The sequence below is a fragment of the Pseudomonas sp. 2FE genome, from assembly GCF_005503735.1.
GTDB lineage: Bacteria > Pseudomonadota > Gammaproteobacteria > Pseudomonadales > Pseudomonadaceae > Aquipseudomonas.
The window spans coordinates 1-16341 of record NZ_SCMO01000008.1 but is presented as its reverse complement, the minus strand read 5'-3'; the positions used below and the strand labels follow the sequence as shown (position 1 = coordinate 16341).

Annotated in this window: 13 protein-coding genes; 6 read left to right on the top strand and 7 right to left on the bottom strand. The window is 65.4% G+C overall.

Annotated elements, in window-relative coordinates:
• The first annotated feature begins 38 nt into the window (after positions 1 to 38).
• From FFS12_RS13370 to FFS12_RS13355, 4 genes are all read left to right on the top strand, one after another.
• Complete coding sequence (locus FFS12_RS13370; RefSeq protein WP_137887273.1) at positions 39 to 2600, top strand: sulfite reductase flavoprotein subunit alpha; 2562 nt, start codon at positions 39 to 41, stop codon at positions 2598 to 2600.
• Between the two features lie 204 nt (positions 2601 to 2804).
• Entirely contained in the window at positions 2805 to 3548 is a 744-nt protein-coding gene (locus tag FFS12_RS13365) for a 5-oxoprolinase subunit PxpA (protein ID WP_137887272.1), read from the top strand.
• Between the two features lie 7 nt (positions 3549 to 3555).
• Positions 3556 to 4233, top strand: a complete 678-nt coding sequence (gene pxpB, locus FFS12_RS13360; RefSeq protein ID WP_171006428.1) for a 5-oxoprolinase subunit PxpB — start codon at positions 3556 to 3558, stop codon at positions 4231 to 4233.
• The gene (locus FFS12_RS13355; protein ID WP_137887271.1) at positions 4230 to 5150 is read left to right on the top strand and encodes a biotin-dependent carboxyltransferase family protein; all 921 of its coding nucleotides are present in this window, start codon (positions 4230 to 4232) and stop codon (positions 5148 to 5150) included. The genes pxpB and FFS12_RS13355 overlap by 4 nt, the downstream gene beginning before the upstream one ends.
• A 115-nt stretch (positions 5151 to 5265) precedes the next feature.
• Here the strand turns inward: FFS12_RS13355 and FFS12_RS13350 are convergent, their stop codons facing one another.
• The 7 genes from FFS12_RS13350 to FFS12_RS13320 form a co-directional block, all read right to left on the bottom strand.
• A complete protein-coding gene (locus FFS12_RS13350) occupies positions 5266 to 6249 on the bottom strand; it encodes a peptide ABC transporter ATP-binding protein (RefSeq protein ID WP_137887270.1) in 984 nt (327 codons plus the stop codon).
• Positions 6246 to 7232, bottom strand: a complete 987-nt coding sequence (locus FFS12_RS13345) for an ABC transporter ATP-binding protein (protein ID WP_137887269.1) — start codon at positions 7230 to 7232, stop codon at positions 6246 to 6248. The genes FFS12_RS13350 and FFS12_RS13345 overlap by 4 nt, the downstream gene beginning before the upstream one ends.
• A gap of 10 nt (positions 7233 to 7242) precedes the next feature.
• Positions 7243 to 8148 (bottom strand): ABC transporter permease subunit, encoded by a 906-nt coding sequence (locus FFS12_RS13340; protein WP_137887268.1) that lies wholly within the window; start codon positions 8146 to 8148, stop codon positions 7243 to 7245.
• Between the two features lie 12 nt (positions 8149 to 8160).
• On the bottom strand, positions 8161 to 9171 hold the full coding sequence (locus FFS12_RS13335) for an ABC transporter permease subunit (protein ID WP_137887267.1): 1011 nt from the start codon (positions 9169 to 9171) through the stop codon (positions 8161 to 8163).
• Between the two features lie 147 nt (positions 9172 to 9318).
• On the bottom strand, positions 9319 to 10920 hold the full coding sequence (locus FFS12_RS13330) for an ABC transporter substrate-binding protein (RefSeq protein ID WP_137887266.1): 1602 nt from the start codon (positions 10918 to 10920) through the stop codon (positions 9319 to 9321).
• A 157-nt stretch (positions 10921 to 11077) separates the two neighbouring features.
• Positions 11078 to 12679: an ABC transporter substrate-binding protein gene (locus FFS12_RS13325; RefSeq protein WP_137887265.1), complete on the bottom strand. Its 1602-nt coding sequence runs from the start codon at positions 12677 to 12679 to the stop codon at positions 11078 to 11080.
• 351 nt (positions 12680 to 13030) lie between these two features.
• On the bottom strand, positions 13031 to 13747 hold the full coding sequence (locus FFS12_RS13320; protein WP_137887264.1) for an SIMPL domain-containing protein: 717 nt from the start codon (positions 13745 to 13747) through the stop codon (positions 13031 to 13033).
• A 212-nt stretch (positions 13748 to 13959) separates the two neighbouring features.
• Between FFS12_RS13320 and FFS12_RS13315 the strand changes: the two genes are divergently transcribed.
• On the top strand, positions 13960 to 15207 hold the full coding sequence (locus tag FFS12_RS13315; protein ID WP_137818188.1) for an ATP-binding protein: 1248 nt from the start codon (positions 13960 to 13962) through the stop codon (positions 15205 to 15207).
• A gap of 11 nt (positions 15208 to 15218) precedes the next feature.
• Positions 15219 to 15779 carry a response regulator transcription factor gene (locus FFS12_RS13310; protein WP_137818187.1) on the top strand — a complete coding sequence of 187 codons (561 nt, stop codon included), beginning with the start codon at positions 15219 to 15221 and terminating at the stop codon, positions 15777 to 15779.
• The last annotated feature ends 562 nt before the right edge of the window (positions 15780 to 16341 follow it).

Below are 16341 nucleotides of genomic sequence, written 5' to 3'. Positions count from 1 at the left end.
AGCCGTCGTCCCGCCTGGGCGACATCAAGGTGATCCACGTGTTGAAAAAAATTCTGTTCCAGTTGCACTGGTTCTTCGGCATCAGCGCCGGCTTGGTGCTGGCGTTGATGGGCGTGACCGGTGCGCTGTATGCCTTTGAGGGCGAGATCATGGGCGCGCTCAACCCGGAGACCTTGCGGGTTCAGGTGCGTGAGTCCGGCGTGCTGGCGCCGGCCGAGCTGGTGCAGAAGATCGAGGCCGCCGCAGGCCAGACGGTTTCCGGGCTGTGGGTGGAAACCCGCGGCGATAACGCCGCACGGGTGTTCTTCAGCCCGCCGCCGGGCGAGCGGCGCGGGCCGATGCGCTATTTCGACCCCTACAGCGGCGAGTTGCTAGACGAGCCGACGGGGCAGCAGTTTTTTGGCCTGATGCTGCAGCTGCACCGCTTCCTCGCCCTGGGTGAGTTCGGCCAGCAGATCACCGCGGCCTGCACCTTGATGCTGATCTTCTTTTGTTTGTCCGGCCTCTATCTGCGCTGGCCACGCCAGGCGCTGAACTGGCGCGCCTGGCTGACCCTGGGCTGGGCGCGCAAGGGGCGGAGCTTCAACTGGGATCTGCACGCGGTGGCCGGGACCTGGTGCCTGGCGTTTTATCTGTTGGCGTCGCTGACCGGGCTGTATTGGTCTTACGAGTGGTATCGCGACGGGCTGACCCGCCTGCTGAGCGATGCCCCCGCCGGCGAGCAGCGCGGCAAGGGCGAGGGCCGCCGCGACGGTGGCAAACCCGGTATGCAGACGCCATCCGGCCCGCCGCCGGTGGTGGATTACCCGGCGCTCTGGCGCAGTATCCAGAACGCCGCCGGCCCGCAGCTGAGCGCTTACAACCTGCGCTTGCCACCGGTGGCCGGGCAGCCGGCGACGGTGTTCTATCTATTGCAGAATTCGCCGCATGAACGGGCGCTCAACCAGCTCCAGCTGGACCCGGCCAGTGGCAAGATCGCCCGGCATCAGCGTTATGCCGAACACCCCTTCGGCGGTCAGCTGCTCGCCAGCGTCTATGCGTTGCATGTCGGCAGTTACTTCGGCCTGCTCGGGCGCATCCTGATGATGCTCGCCAGCCTGACAATGCCACTGTTTGCGATCACCGGCTGGTTGCTCTACCTCGATCGCCGCCGCAAGCAGCGCCAGGTGCGTGCCGCCCGTGGTGGCTTGGCCGCCAGTGTCGGCGGCGCCGAGGGTTGGCTGATCGGCTTCGCCAGCCAGAGCGGCTTCGCCGAACAGCTGGCCTGGCAGACGGCCGGGCAACTGCAGGCCGCCGGCCACCCGGTGCGGGTGCAGCCGCTGGCCACGCTGGACGAGCAGAGCCTGCGCCAGGCGCAGAACGCGCTGTTCGTGGTCAGCACCTTCGGTGACGGCGAGGCACCGGACAGCGCCCGCGGTTTCGAGCGTAAGCTGCTCGGCCAAGCCGTGACGCTGGATAGCCTGAGGTACGCCGTACTGGCCCTGGGCGATCGGCAGTACGCGCAATTCTGCGGCTTTGCCCGGCGCTTGCACGCCTGGCTCGGCCAGCAGGGCGCGCAGAGTCTGTTCGCGCCGGTGGAGGTGGATAACGGCGACGGCAGCGCACTGCGACACTGGCAACAGCAGCTCGGCCACTGGACCGGCAGCCAAGCGCTGGCGTCCTGGCAGGCAGCAGACTTCGCCAACTGGACCTTGAGCGGGCGTGAGTTGCTGAATGCTGGCAGCGCTGGTGCGCCGACCTTCCTGCTGCGCCTGGCTGCGCCCAACAGCGCGGCGGCCGCCTGGCTCGCCGGCGATCTGGTGGAGGTGCTGCCGCGTAACAGTAGCGCGGCGGTCGAGGCCTTTCTCGCCGGCCTGGGCGTGGCGGCGCAGACACCGGTGCAACGGGCCGGCCTGAGCGAAACCCTGGCCCAGGCGCTGGCGAGCCGGCAACTGCCACAGAGTCGTGAGCATCTGGTCGGTCTGCATGCGCAAGCCTTGGTCGATGCGCTGATTCCGCTGGCGGCGCGCGAGTATTCGATAGCCTCGCTGCCGAGTGATGGCGCGCTGGAGCTGATCGTGCGTCAGGAATGCCACGCGGACGGCAGTTTGGGCCTGGGTTCTGGCTGGCTGACCGAGCACGCGCCGGTCGGCGCCGCGGTCAGCCTGCGCCTGCGCCGCAACAGCGGCTTCCACCTGCCGCAACAGCCGCGCCCGCTGATCCTGCTCGGTAACGGCACCGGTCTGGCGGGTCTGCGCAGCCTGCTCAAGGCGCGTATCGCCGAGGGCTGCACGCGCAACTGGCTGCTGTTCGGCGAGCGTAACGCCGCCCACGACTTCTTCTGCCGCGCGGAACTGCACGGCTGGTTGGCCGAGGGCGCGCTGGCGCGACTGGACCTGGCCTTCTCCCGCGACCAGGCGCAGAGGATCTATGTGCAGGATCGCCTGCGCGAGGCCGCGGATGAACTGCGCAACTGGCTGGCCGCGGGCGCGGCGATTTATGTCTGCGGCAGCCTGCAGGGGATGGCCGAGGGCGTTGACCGGGTGCTGCACGAGCTGCTCGGCACGGAGGCCGTGCAGGCGCTGACGGAAGAGGGCCGCTATCGCCGCGACGTTTACTGACGTGGTGGCCGGCCGAGCGCATAGGTAGGGTGTACTCGCCGCAGGCAGTACGCCAGGAGCACGAGCCACCCTGCGCAGTACGCCGAAGAGCCATGGGTTGGCGGGCTGCCGCTGCGCGGCGAGACCGCCCTACACAGCCGCGCTTTGCTCTGCTTTGTTGTTGCACGCTTCCCGCCACGCCGCCGCGGCTCTAAGCTTGAGGGCATGAATAGAATCCTCTTGAACTGCGATATGGGTGAAAGCTTCGGCGTCTGGAGCCTGGGCGACGATGCTCACGCCATGCCGCTGGTGGATCAGGCCAACCTGGCCTGTGGCTTCCACGCCGCCGATCCGCTGACCATGCAGCGCACCGTGGCCCTGGCGGTGCAGCACGGCGTGGCGATTGGCGCCCATCCGGCTTATCCGGATCTGCTGGGCTTCGGCCGCCGTCATCTGGCCTGTTCGGCGGAGGAGGTGCAGGCCTTGGTGCTGTATCAGTTGGGCGCGCTGGAGGCCTTCTGCCGCGCCGCGGGTAGCCAGCTGGCCTATGTCAAACCGCATGGCGCGCTGTACAACGACCTGGTCCGCGACGACGGCTTACTGACCGCGGTGCTGCAAGCCTGTGCCGCCTTTCGCCCGGGCTTGCCGCTGATGGTGCTGGCCCTGGCCGACAACCGTCGCGAACAGCGCCTGGCCGCGGCCGCCGGGGTGCCGCTGTTGTTCGAGGCCTTCGCCGACCGCGCTTATCTGGCCGATGGCCAACTGGCGCCACGCCGCCTGGCCGGTGCGGTGCACCATGATCCCGAGCGGATCTTGCAGCAGGCCCTGGCGATTGCCCGCGCCGACCCCTTCCCCGATCTGGATGGCGCGCCGCTGCAACTGCGCGCCGACAGCCTCTGCGTGCATGGCGATAATGCCGAGTCGCTGGCCGTGCTGCGGCGTCTGCGGGCGCTGTTGGACGCGGCATGAGCCGGCGATGATGCGAATCGAGCCGGCCGGTGCGCAAGCGCTGTTGCTGGTGCTGGCCGAAGCCCCGGACGCGGATCTGCCGCTGCGCATCGCGCGGCTGGCCGAGCGTATCCGTCAGTGTCTAGGCCCGCTGCTGATCGACCTGGTGCCCGGCTGGACCAGCCTGCTGCTGCACTACGACCTGATGCGCACCGATCACCTGCACTTGGCGGCGCAGCTGGCGCCCCTGCTGGAAGCCTGGCAGGCCGAGCCGCCGCCAAGCAATGCCGGGCGCTTACAGCAAATCCCTATCTGGTACGCCGCCGAAGACCTCGCCGCCGTGGCCGCCGCCTGCGGTTTGAGCGTGGCCGAGGTGATCGAGTTGCACAGCGCGGGCGAATACCGGGTCGGCGCCATAGGTTTCGCGCCGGGCTTCGCCTACCTCGGCGAGCTGGACGCCCGTCTGGCGCTGCCGCGCCGTGCCACTCCGCGCACGCGGGTGCCGGCCGGTAGCTTGGCGATTGCCGAACGGCAAACCGCGATCTACCCACAAGCCGCGCCAGGCGGCTGGCACCTGATTGGCCGTTGCCCGTGGCGCCTGTTCGATGCCCAGGCGACGCCAGTGTGCCCGCTGGCGCTGGGCGACCGAGTGCGCTTCGTACCGATCGATCGGCACACCTACCTCGCCGAGAGGGGTGAGCTGTGAGGGGGCTCAAGGTCATCAAGCCGGGCCCCTTGAGCCTGTTGCAGGATGCCGGGCGTTTCGGCTGGCAGCATCTCGGCGTCTCCCCAGCCGGGGTAGTGGATCAGCAGGCGGCGGCCTGGGCCAATCGGCTGCTGGGCAATGCGTGGGGCACGCCGCTGTTGGAGGTCGCGCTCGGCGGGCTGGAGCTGGAAAGCCAGGTGGATACCTGGGTCGCCGTCTGCGGCGCGGATCTGCCGATCCAGGTGGCGGGGCAGGTGCGGCCGGGTTGGTCGCGTTTTCCGCTACGGGCCGGCCAGCGCTTGAGCCTGGGGTTTGCCCGCAGCGGCCAGCGCGGTTATCTGGCGGCGGTCGGTGGCTTTAGCGCACCGCCGGTGCTGGGCAGTGTCGCCTGTCAGGTGCGCGAGGGGTTGGGCGGTGTGCACGCCGATGGGCGCGCGCTGCTGGCCGGCGACTGCCTGGGTTGTGCGCCGGCGCAGTTGCCCTGTCCGGCCAGCGTGCCCTGGCCCTATGTCCCGGACTATCGGCAGCTGCCCTTGCTGCGGGTGATCACGGGCGGCGATGCGGCCAGCTTCGGCGAAGACCAGGTGCAAGCCTTCTTCGCCCAACACTGGCAGCTCAGCCCGCAGTCCGACCGCATGGGCGCACGCTTGCAGGGGCAGGCGTTGAGCGTGCCGGCGCGGCAATGGTCGTTGGGGGTGGCGACGGGCGCCATTCAGGTGCCGCCGGATGGTCAGCCGATCGTGCTGCTGGCCGACCGGCAGACCATGGGCGGTTATCCGCTGCTCGGTTGGCTACATCCGCTGGATCTGGGGCGACTGGCGCAATGCCCGGCGCAGCAGAACCTGCGCTTCACCGTGATCAGCTTGAGCGATGCGCAGGCCGAGTTGCGCGCGTTCTACCGCTTCTTTGGGCGCTAGATTGCGCATCGCCAGGCGCTGCGCAAAATCGTGAACAGGTAGGGCGTACTCGCGAAGCAGTATGCCAGCATAAGCGGCGGACTGTTCGCTGCGCTCCTGAGTCCGCCCTACGACTCTACGGAAGGACTAGCGCGTTGATCCGCTCGGCATGGTGGCAAGCCACCTGCCGCGCATCCAGCAGACGTAGCGCCGGCTCCTCCACGCTGCACAGCTCGGTGGCATAGGGACAGCGCTTGTGGAACGCGCAGCCCGAAGGCGGGTCGAGCGGGTTGGGCAGTTCGCCGACTATCTTGATCTTCGGTTTCAGCGGGTCCGGGTGGATGGTCGGCGTGGCCGAGAGCAGCGCCTGGGTGTAGGGGTGCAGCGGGCGGCTGTAGATCAGCGCCTTCGGGCCCATCTCCACCGGGCGGCCGAGGTACATCACCAGCACCTGATCGGCGACATGCCGCACCACCGAGAGGTTGTGCGAGATGAACACGTAGGCGGTGTTGAACTCTTCCTGCAGGTCCATAAACAGGTTGAGCACCTGGGCCTGGATCGACACGTCGAGTGCCGAAGTCGGTTCGTCCGCCACCAGCACCTTGGGGTGGAGCATCATCGCCCGCGCCAGGGCGATCCGCTGGCGCTGACCGCCGGAGAACATATGCGGGTAGCGCTGGTAATGCTCGGGGCGCAGGCCGACCTGCTGCATCATCGCCTGAACCTTCTCGCGTCGTTCGCTGCGCGACAGCGAGGTGTTGATCAGCAGCGGTTCGGCCAGTTGATCGCCGATCTTCTGCCGCGGGTTGAGCGAGGCGTAGGGGCTTTGGAAGACCATCTGCACATCGCGGCGCAGTTGCTTGCGTTCGGCCTTGCTGGCACCGGTGACTTCCTGGCCGCCAATCTGCAGTGAGCCGGACGAGGGTTCCTCGATCAAGGTCAGGGCACGGGCCAGGGTGGACTTGCCGCAGCCGGACTCGCCAACCACGGCCAGGGTCTGGCCCGCCTCCAGTTCGAAGGACACCCCGTTCAAGGCGCGCACGGTGGCATGGCCCTTGAATAGACCACGGGACACCTCGTAATGGCGGGTGAGATCGCGGGCGGTCAGTACGACACTCATCGCGTCACCTCCTGATTCGATGGCAGCTGGTTCAGTGGGAAGAAGCAACGCACGGCCCCCAGAGCGCTCGGGTCGAGGCTCGGGCGTTGGGCACGGCAGCGCTCTTGGACATAGGGGCAGCGCGGCGCAAGCAGGCAACCGTGCGGGCGGTCGTAACGGCCGGGGACTATGCCCGGCAGCGTGGACAGGCGCGCGGCACCCTGGCAATGCTCGGGGATCGCCGCCAGCAGGGCTTCGGTGTAGGGGTGCGCCGGCGCATCGAACAGCTCCGGCACCTTGCCGACTTCCACCGCCTGGCCGGCATACATCACGCAGACGCGGTCGGCGGTTTCCGCCACTACCGCGAGGTCGTGGGTGATCAGCACCAGGGCCATATTCCGGTCGCGTTGCAGATCGAGCAGCAGGTCCATGATTTGCGCCTGGATGGTGACGTCCAGCGCGGTGGTCGGCTCGTCGGCGATCAGCAGTTTCGGCTCGCCGGCAATGGCCATGGCGATCGCCACGCGCTGGCTCATGCCGCCGGAAAGCTGGTGCGGATAAGCGTTCAAGCGGCTGGCGGCGCCGGGAATCTCGACCCGCTCCAGCAGTTCCAGCGCCCGTTGGCGGGCGGCCTTGGCGGACAGGCCGAGGTGTTGGCGGAGCACTTCCTCGATCTGGAAGCCCACGGTGTAGCTGGGGTTGAGGGCGGTCATCGGGTCCTGAAAGACCATGGCCAGGTCTTTACCGATGATGTGCCGGCGTTGCCGGCCTTTCAGCTTGAGCATGTCGGTGCCATCGAAGCTGAGTGCGTCGGCCTGGACTATGCCGGGGGCGTCGATCAGCCCCATCAGCGCCAGCATGGTCACCGATTTGCCGGAGCCGGACTCGCCGACTATGGCCAGCACTTCGCCCTTCTCGACGGACAGATCGAGGCCGTCGACCACCGGCACGGCATTCGCGTCGCCGAAGCGCACGCTGAGATTACGGATTTCTAGAAGCGACATGACGGGCTCCTCAGACTGCATTCTTGAGTTTCGGGTCCAGTGCATCGCGCAATCCATCGCCCATCAGGTTGATCGCCAACACGCTGAGCAGGATGGTCAGGCCGGGCAGGCTGACCACCCACCAGGCGCGTTCGATGTAGTCGCGCGCCGAGGCCAGCATGGTGCCCCACTCCGGGGTGGGCGGCTGGACGCCGAGGCCGAGAAAGCCCAGCGCGGCGGCATCCAGAATCGCCGAGGAAAAGCTCAGGCTGGCCTGCACGATCAGCGGGGCCATGCAGTTGGGCAGCACGGTGATAAACATCAGGCGCGGCAAGCCGGCGCCGGCCAGACGCGCGGCGGTGACGTAGTCGCGGTTCAGTTCACCCATCACCGCGGCGCGGGTCAGGCGCACATAAGACGGCAGCGACACGACGGCGATCGCGATTACCGTATTGATCAGTCCTGGGCCGAGGATGGCGACAATCGCCACCGCCAGCAGCAGCGAGGGCAGGGCCAGCATCACGTCCATCACGCGCATGATCGCGGGGCCGAGGACACGCGGGAAGAAGCCGCCGAGCAGGCCGAGGAAAATCCCCGGAATCAGCGACATCAGCACCGAGCTCAAACCGATCAGCAGCGACAGGCGCGAACCATGGATCAAGCGCGACAGCAGGTCCCGGCCGAGCTCGTCGGTGCCCAGCAGGAACTGCGCATTGCCGCCCTCCAGCCAGACCGGCGGGGTCAGCAGGAAGTCGCGAAACTGCTCGCTGGGATCGTGCGGCGCCACCCAGGGCGCAAACAGCGCGCAGAATAGGATCAGCAGCATGAACAGCAGGCCGGCGACCGCCCCCTTGTTGCGCGCGAAGGCTTGCCAGAATTCTTTCAGCGGCGAGGGATAGAGGGCGCTCGGGTCGGCCAGCGTGGTAGTGGTATGCATGCTCAAGCCTCCTTAGCGTTGATGACGGATGCGTGGATTGACCAGGCCATAGAGGATGTCCACGCTGAAATTGACCAGGATCACCAGGCAGGCGATCAACAGGATGCCGTTCTGCACCACCGGGTAATCGCGGGCGCCGATCGACTCGATCAGCCATTTACCGATGCCCGGCCAGGAGAAGATGGTCTCGGTCAGCACCGCGCCGGACAGCAGCGTGCCGACCTGCAGGCCGAACACTGTCAGCACCGGGATCAGCGCATTGCGCAGGCCATGCACGAAGATCACGCGGGCCGGCGACAGGCCCTTGGCGCGCGCGGTGCGCACGTAGTCTTCGCGCAGCACTTCGAGCATCGCCGAGCGGGTCATCCGTGCTATCACCGCCAAGGGGATGGTGCCCAGCACTATGGCCGGCAGGATCAGATGCCGGAGGGCGTCGATAAAGGCCCCTTCCTCATCGCCGAGCAGGGTGTCGATGAGCATGAAGCCGGTGACCGGCTCGATGTCGTAGAGCAGGTCGATGCGGCCGGAGACCGGCGTCCAGCCGAGGCCGACGGAGAAGAACATGATCAGCAGCAGGCCCCACCAGAAAATCGGCATGGAGTAGCCGGCCAGGGAGATGCCCATCACCCCATGGTCGAACAATGAGCCGCGCTTCAACGCCGCGATCACCCCGGCCAGCAGGCCGAGCGTGCCGGCGAACAGCAGGGCGGCGAGGGACAGCTCCAGGGTCGCCGGAAACAGGGTGAGGAACTCGTGCCAGACGCTCTCGCGGGTGCGCAGCGATTCGCCCAAATTACCCTGGGCGAGGTCGCCGATGTAGTTCAGGTACTGTTCATACAGGGGCTTGTTCAGGCCCAGGCGCTCCAGGGCCTGGGCGTGCATTTCCGGGTCGACGCGGCGTTCACCCATCATCACCTCCACCGGGTCGCCGGGGATCAGGCGGATCAGCGCGAAGGTCAGCAAGGTGATGCCGAAGAAGGTGGGGATCAACAGCCCCAGGCGGCGGGCGATAAAGGACAGCATGGTGTTTCGGCACTCCACATCAGGTTCATCTGCTCGACTGGCTGCATAGGCCGGTCGGTTCGTTATGCTTGTGTAGGAGCGGATTTATCCGCGAAGAGGGCGCCTCGGTAGCCCAAGCGCATCGCGGATAAATCCGCTCTTACAGGTTCATTTAAGTTCTACCTTGGAAAAGTTATTCGAGCCCAGCGGGCTCAGGACGAAACCCTCCACGTCGCGGCGCAGTGCGCTGAATTGCTTGGGATGGGCCAGGGGAATCCACGGCGCTTGCTTATGGAAAATCGCCAGTGCCTGGCGGTACAGTTCGGCGCGCTGCGCTTGCTCAGGCACCTGGCGGGCCTTGGTGATCAGCGCGTCGAACTGCGGATCGCACCAGCCGGCCTGGTTCTCGCCACTTTCCGCGGCGGCGCAGGACAGGTTCGGCGTGAGGAAGTTGTCCGGGTCGCCGTTGTCGCCGGCCCAGCCCATAAACACCAGATCATGTTCACCGTGCTTCGCCCGCTTGATCAGTTCGCCCCATTCGTACACGCGGATATCCGCTTGGATGCCGATTTTCGCCAGGTCGGCCTGCAGCATTTGCGCACCGATACCGGGATTGGGGTTGGTCGGCCCGCCGCCGGGGCGGGTCCAGATCGACAGGTGGAAGCCGTCTTGCTGGCCGGCCGCCTTGAGCAACTGGCGGGCGCGCTCCAGGTCGTGTGGCCAGCCTTTGAGGCTCGCATCGTGGCCCCACAGCGTCGGCGGGTAGGGCGCCACTGCGGGGCTGGCGCCGCCTGCGCCGAATTGGGCGCGCAGGTAGACGGTTTTATCGAAGGCCAGATTGAGCGCCTGGCGCACGCGCACATCGTCCAGGGGCGGATGCCGAGTGTTCAGGGCGACATAGGCAACCAGCAGCGAGTCCAGTTCCAACACCTTGAGCTCGGGATCGCCGCGCAGGGCCGGAATATCGGTCGGCCGCGGGTAGAGCGCGACTTGGCAGTCGCCGGCCTTGAGTTGTTGCTGGCGCACGTTGGGGTCGGGGCTGATGGCGAAGATCAGCCGCGCCAGTTTGGGCGCACCGTCCCAGTAATCGGGGTTGCCGGTAAAGCGCACTTGCGCATCTTTGCTGTAGCGCTCGAAGACAAACGGCCCGGTGCCGATCGGCTGCTTGTTGAGCTGGTCCGGCTGCCCCTGGCTGAGCAACTGCTCGGCATATTCCGCGGAATAGATGGAGGCGAAACCCATGGCCAGATCGGCCAGGAACGGCGCCTCCGGATGCTTCAGGGTGAAGCGCAGGGTGCTGTCGTCGAGCTTGTCGATGCGCTCGATCAGCGCCGCCATGCCCATCGACTCGGCATAGGGAAAGCCCCGGCCGGCCAGTTGGTGCCAGGGGTGCTGCGGGTCGAGCTGGCGCTGGAAGCTCCACAGCACATCGTCGGCATTCAAGTTGCGGCTTGGGTTGAAGGCTTTGCTGTGATGAAACTTCACCCCTTGGCGCAGGTGAAAGGTGTAGCTCAAGCCGTCTGCGGAGATGTCCCAGCGCTCGGCCAGGCCGGGGCGCAGCTCGGTGCTGCCGGGTACGAAACTCACCAGCCGGTCGAACACCGTTTCCGCCGAAGCATCGGCGGTAGTTGCCGCGGTGTATTGAACGATGTCGAAGCCTTCGGGGCTGGCCTCGGTGCAGACCACCAGGGTGTCGGAAGCGGCCTGCGCAGTGCCGGCCAGTAGCGCGGCCAACAGCAGGCTGGAAAACAGAAAATTGCGGCTGGGCATCGGATATTCCCCCAGGGTACGACGGTTCATGCAGATGGCGGCCGGGTGGGCCGCCGCTGCACGGTTGCCGGGCCGGTGGGTAACCGGCTCGGCAATAGGCTTAGAACCTGTTCAATATCTGCTGCTTTGGCGATGCTCTTGAACAGGCTCTTTGGGGTTACTTACCGACGCTGACACCATAGAAGGAGTTCAGGGCGAACGGGCTGATCTTGAAGTCCTGCACGCTCTTGCGCATCGGTTGGTACACGGTGGAGTGGGCGATCGGGGTGATCGGCACTTCACGCTTGAGGATGTGCTGCGCCTGCTTGTACAGCTCGGTGCGCTTGGCTTGGTCGGTGGTGCGTTTGGCCTCCTTGATCAGCTTGTCGTAGTCGGCATGGCACCACTTGGAGAAGTTGTTGCCTTCCACCGCGTCGCAGCCGTACAGGGTGCCCAGCCAGTTGTCCGGGTCGCCGTTGTCGCCGCTCCAGCCGATCAGCATGGCGTCGTGCTCGCCGGCCTTGGAACGCTTGAGGTACTCGCCCCACTCGTAGGTGACGATCTTCGCCTTGATCCCGACTTTGCCCCAGTCGTTCTGCAGCATCTCGGCCATCAGCTTGGCGTTGGGATTGTACGGGCGCTGCACCGGCATGGCCCAGAGGGTGATCTCGGTGCCTTCCTTGACGCCGGCGGCCTTCAGCAGCGCCTTGGCCTTCTCCGGGTTGTAGCCGGCGTCCTTGATGGTGTCGTCGTAGGACCACTGGGTCGGCGGCATGCCGTTCACGGCCAGCTGGCCGGCGCTCTGGTACACCGCGTCGATGATCGCTTGCTTGTTCACCGCCATGTCCAGCGCCTGACGCACTTCCAGCTTGTCCAGCGGTTGGTGCAGGACGTTGTAGGCGATATAGCCATCGTTGAAGCCCGGCTGCGACGGCATCTGGATGTTCGGGTCTTTCTGCAGCGACTCCAGGTCGGCCGGGCGCGGATTGAGGGTGATCTGGCACTCGTTGGCCTTGAGCTTCTGCATGCGCACCGAGGCATCGGTGCTGATGGAGAAGATCAGATTATCGACCTTCACATCGCCCGGCACCCAGTAGTCCTTGTTGCCGGTGAAGCGAATCTGCGCGTCCTTCTGGTAACGCTTGAACACGAAGGGGCCGGTGCCGATCGGCTTCTGGTTGATGTCGGCGGCCTTGCCTTGTTTCAACAGCTGGTCGGCGTATTCGGCGGACTGGATCGAGGCGAAGCTCATCGCCAGGTTCTGGATAAAGGCCGCGTCGACACTGGCCAGGGTGAACTTGACGGTCTTGTCGTCGAGCTTTTCCAGCTTGGTGATATTGGTGTCCATGCCCATGTCGGTGAAGTAGGGGAACTCGGTCGGGTAGGCCACGCGGAACGGGTGGTTCTTGTCGAGCATGCGCTGGAAGGTGAACAGCACATCGTCGGCGTTGAATTCGCGGCTCGGCTTGAAGTACTCGGTGGTGTGGAACTTCACGCCGTCACGCAGATGGAAGCTGTAGCTCAGGCCATCGGCGGAGACTTCCCAGTTGGTCGCCAGGCCGGGGATCACCGCGGTGCCGCCGCGCTCGAATTGGGTCAGACGGTTGAACACGGTTTCCGCCGAGGCGTCGAAGTCGGTGCCGGTGGTGTATTGGCCCGGGTCGAAGCCGGCGGGACTGCCTTCGGAGCAGTACACCAGGCTAGTGGCGGCATGGGCGAAGGGGGCGCTGGCGATCAGCCCAGCGGTAAGCATGAACGGAATGACGACGTGTTTACGCATGATGGCCTCAGGTTTGTTGTCATTGTTTGAGGTGCGGCCTCGTGAGCCGACCCGCGTGAAACTATGCAGGGCGTATGCCCAGCGCAAGTCACGCGGTCCAAACAGTGTAGAAGCTGTGGCGAGTTCGTCCGTGGATGTCGCATTTCTGTAAAAAGATGGGGTTGGGCAGAGGGGTTTGTGGGCTCTTGATCCGGCTAGAGGGGCCGAGTCGGGAAAATTGCGGGTCTTGCCGAGATAGAATGTAATGTATTGATTTATATATATTTATTGAAATTCAATTGGTGACTGTACGGTCACTGATCGACTCGTGGCGAGTCGATCAGAACCGCCTTGGTGCGCCTATGGGGTGGCTCAAGGCATCTGCACTTCGATGACGCCATCGGCGTTGACCGTGACCTCGCTGGTGCCTGCCTCGATTTCCGGCACCGGCGCGGCTTTGGACAGCGACATGCCGCTCGCCAGGGCATCCATGCGCATCGGCCGGATCGGCTGGAAGCCCGCGCTGTTGAGGCTCAGGTTGACCAACTTGTAGCTCTTGCCGCCGAGGGCTTCGGTGGCCAGCTGCGCGCGGGCCTTGAAGGCGGCGACCGCTTCCTTCAGCAGCTGGTCTTCGGTCTTTTTGCGGGAAGGAGTGGAGATGGCGAAGTCCATGCTGCCCATCTTCAAGTCCTTCAGCAGCTCGCCGGTCAGCTTGGCGAGCGCGGCGAAGTCGGCGCTTTCCAGGCGTAGTTCGGCACGCTCGCGCCAGCCGGCGATCTGCTGACCTTTGTCGTCGTAGACCGGGTAGCTGTTGCGGCTGCCGAGTTTGAGGGTGACGTTTTTCGCCTGGCGGGCCTGCTCCACGGCGCTGTTCAGGGTCTGAGTGGTCTCGGCGGCGAGCTTGGCCGGGTCGCTGTTTTGCGCCTCGCTGTAGAGGGTGACGTGCATCAGGTCGTGGGCCACGTCCTGGCTGACCTCGGCGCGCAGGGCGATTTGGTTGTAGCGCACCTCGTCGGCCAGGGTCGGCAAGCTGATGAGGGCGGCAGAAGTGAGGGCGAGGGTGGCGGCAAGGCGGGTAAGAGACTGCATGACAACTCCTTGTGAGGGTTTTTCGGCACTGCGTGGCAATTTAGACGGATACCGCGATAGCGCTTCCTTGGGTGGGCGACGAGTATCAGACTCTGGCTCGCGTGGCCGGGTTCCTTAAGCGCTGACTGCGGCGAGTTGCCGCAGCTGGGCAGGCTGGCCCGCCGCATGGTTATACTCGCCCCGGTCATCTGGAGCACTCATCAGGAGAGCTCATGCTCGCGCCCGTTCAATTGTTATCGGCCAGCCACCAGAATCTCTGGCGCCTGACGCTGATCCGCATCCTGGTGCTGGCCGCTCAGGCCGGCTCGGTGGGCTTCGCCTACCTGTCGGACTTCCTGCCGCTGCCCTGGTTGGCGCTGGGCATCACCCTCGGGCTTTCCGCCCTGCTCTGCGTGCTGACGGCCCTGCGCCTGCGCGGGCCGTGGCCGGTGACCGAGCTGGAATACGCCGGGCAGCTGGCCTGTGACCTGATCATCCACAGCGTGCTGCTGTATTTTTCCGGCGGCTCGACCAACCCCTTCGTCTCCTATTACCTGGTGCCGCTGACCATCGCCGCGGCCACTTTGCCGTGGCTCTATTCGGTGATCCTCAGCGGCCTGGCGCTGGCCAGTTACACGCTGCTGCTGGTCTGGTACCACCCGCTGGATATGCAGCTGGTGGAGCGCGAGAAGCTGCTGATCTATGGCATGTGGCTGAGCTTTGCGCTGGCGGCGGCGCTGATCACCTTCTTTGCGGCGAAGATGGCCGAGGAGTTGCGCCGCCAGGAACAGTCGCGCGCACAACGTCGCGAGGAAGGCATGCGTGACCAGCAATTGCTCGCCGTGGCGACCCAGGCCGCGGGCGCCGCCCATGAACTGGGGACGCCGCTGGCGACCATGAGCGTGCTGATCAAGGAGATTCGGCGCGAACACCCGGACCCGCTGCTGCAGGAGGATCTGGCGGTGCTGCAGGAACAGGTCAAACTCTGTAAGGAAACCCTGCAACAGTTGGTGCGCGCCGCCGAAGCCGACCGCCGTCTGACGGTCGAGGAACAAGCGGTGGGTGTCTGGCTGGAGACCGCGCTGAATCGTTGGCACCTGATGCGTCCGGAAGCCAGTTATCGCTACCAACTGCTGGGCACGGGCGCTGTGCCGCGCTTGTCGCCGCCACCGGAGCTGACCCAGGCGCTGCTCAATCTGCTGAACAATGCGGCGGATGCCTGCCCCGAGCAGCTCGAGATCCGCCTGAATTGGAATGCCGCCGAGTTGTGCATCAGCATTCGTGACCATGGCGCCGGCGTGCCGCTGGCGATTGCCGAGCAGCTCGGCAAACCCTTCTTTACCACCAAGGGCAAAGGCTTCGGCCTCGGCCTGTTCCTCAGTCAGGCCAGCGTGACGCGGGCCGGCGGTTCGGTGAAACTCTATAACCATGAGGACGGCGGCACGCTCACTGAGTTGCGCCTGCCGCGTCTGCCCGCGTAATGGAGAATGTTATGAGCGAAGAGAACCTGATCGAAGGCGAAGAACAGCCGCATCTGCTGCTGGTCGACGATGACCCCACCTTCACCCGGGTGATGGCCCGCGCGATGAGCCGCCGCGGCCTGCGCGTGTCGATCGCCGGTTCCGCCGAAGAGGGCTTCGCCCTGGCCGAGCAGGACCTGCCGGACTACGCGGTGCTGGATCTGAAGATGGAAGGCGACTCGGGGTTGGTGCTGTTGCCGAAGCTGCTGGCGCTGGACCCGGAAATGCGCGTGGTGATCCTCACCGGCTACTCGAGCATCGCCACCGCGGTGGAAGCGATCAAGCGCGGCGCGGCCAACTACCTGTGCAAGCCGGCGGATGCCGACGATGTGTTGACCGCCTTGGTCTCCGAGCATGCCGACCTCGACAGCCTGGTGCCGGAAAACCCGATGTCGGTCGATCGCCTGCAGTGGGAACATATTCAGCGCGTGCTTGCCGAACATGATGGCAACATCTCCGCCACGGCTCGCGCACTGGGCATGCACCGGCGTACCTTGCAGCGCAAGTTGCAGAAGCGCCCGGTTCGGCGCTGAGAGGCTGTTTTGAAGTTGTCTGCGCATCGGTGATGCTGCGTTAAAAAAGGTTCTTCACGGATTACCGGGGGGACATGAAGGTTAACAGCGGATAGGCAAGATTGTGTTGTCTTGTCGTTTGGTGTCATTGGTCGCTTGCCGTGCTGGCTGACAGCCCGGTTTCGCCCTACTGGGCGAGTCACTTTTCGCAGTCGCGCGAAAAGTAACCAAAAGCGCTTGCCCCTGCATCCGGCCCGCCTGCGGCGGGTTCCCGCGCGCCATCGTCGCTCCGGGGGCACGCCGGAAGGAGGGACGTCTGAGCGCAGCGAAGACCCGGATGCCGGGGTGCGCTTTCTTTTGCTTACTTTTCTTTGCGCAATTCAAAGAAAAGTGAGGCGCCCGAGGGGGCGCAACCAGAAGCATCCGCCCACGCGATAACAGGCTCGGGCACAGCTTCAAGGCCAACAAACGGCAGGGCTCTTGCGCCCCATCTTGCCTATCCGCTGTTAATCGCCATCCCGGTAATCCGTGAAGAACCTTGAAAATGGCTATGTCTGGGTGGGCTGTTGCCTGAGAGCAACTC

Bases quoted from the DNA above. Each gene is read 5' to 3' on its own strand.
- FFS12_RS13330 (WP_137887266.1), bottom strand. From the start codon at position 10,920: ATGCCCAGCCGCAATTTTCTGTTTTCCAGCCTGCTGTTGGCCGCGCTA.
- FFS12_RS13335 (WP_137887267.1), bottom strand. From the start codon at position 9,171: ATGCTGTCCTTTATCGCCCGCCGCCTGGGGCTGTTGATCCCCACCTTC.
- FFS12_RS13315 (WP_137818188.1), top strand. From the start codon at position 13,960: ATGCTCGCGCCCGTTCAATTGTTATCGGCCAGCCACCAGAATCTCTGG.
- FFS12_RS13350 (WP_137887270.1), bottom strand. From the start codon at position 6,249: ATGAGTGTCGTACTGACCGCCCGCGATCTCACCCGCCATTACGAGGTG.
- FFS12_RS13325 (WP_137887265.1), bottom strand. From the start codon at position 12,679: ATGCGTAAACACGTCGTCATTCCGTTCATGCTTACCGCTGGGCTGATC.
- FFS12_RS13340 (WP_137887268.1), bottom strand. From the start codon at position 8,148: ATGCATACCACTACCACGCTGGCCGACCCGAGCGCCCTCTATCCCTCG.
- FFS12_RS13345 (WP_137887269.1), bottom strand. From the start codon at position 7,232: ATGTCGCTTCTAGAAATCCGTAATCTCAGCGTGCGCTTCGGCGACGCG.
- FFS12_RS13365 (WP_137887272.1), top strand. From the start codon at position 2,805: ATGAATAGAATCCTCTTGAACTGCGATATGGGTGAAAGCTTCGGCGTC.
- FFS12_RS13320 (WP_137887264.1), bottom strand. From the start codon at position 13,747: ATGCAGTCTCTTACCCGCCTTGCCGCCACCCTCGCCCTCACTTCTGCC.
- FFS12_RS13310 (WP_137818187.1), top strand. From the start codon at position 15,219: ATGAGCGAAGAGAACCTGATCGAAGGCGAAGAACAGCCGCATCTGCTG.
- pxpB (WP_171006428.1), top strand. From the start codon at position 3,556: ATGATGCGAATCGAGCCGGCCGGTGCGCAAGCGCTGTTGCTGGTGCTG.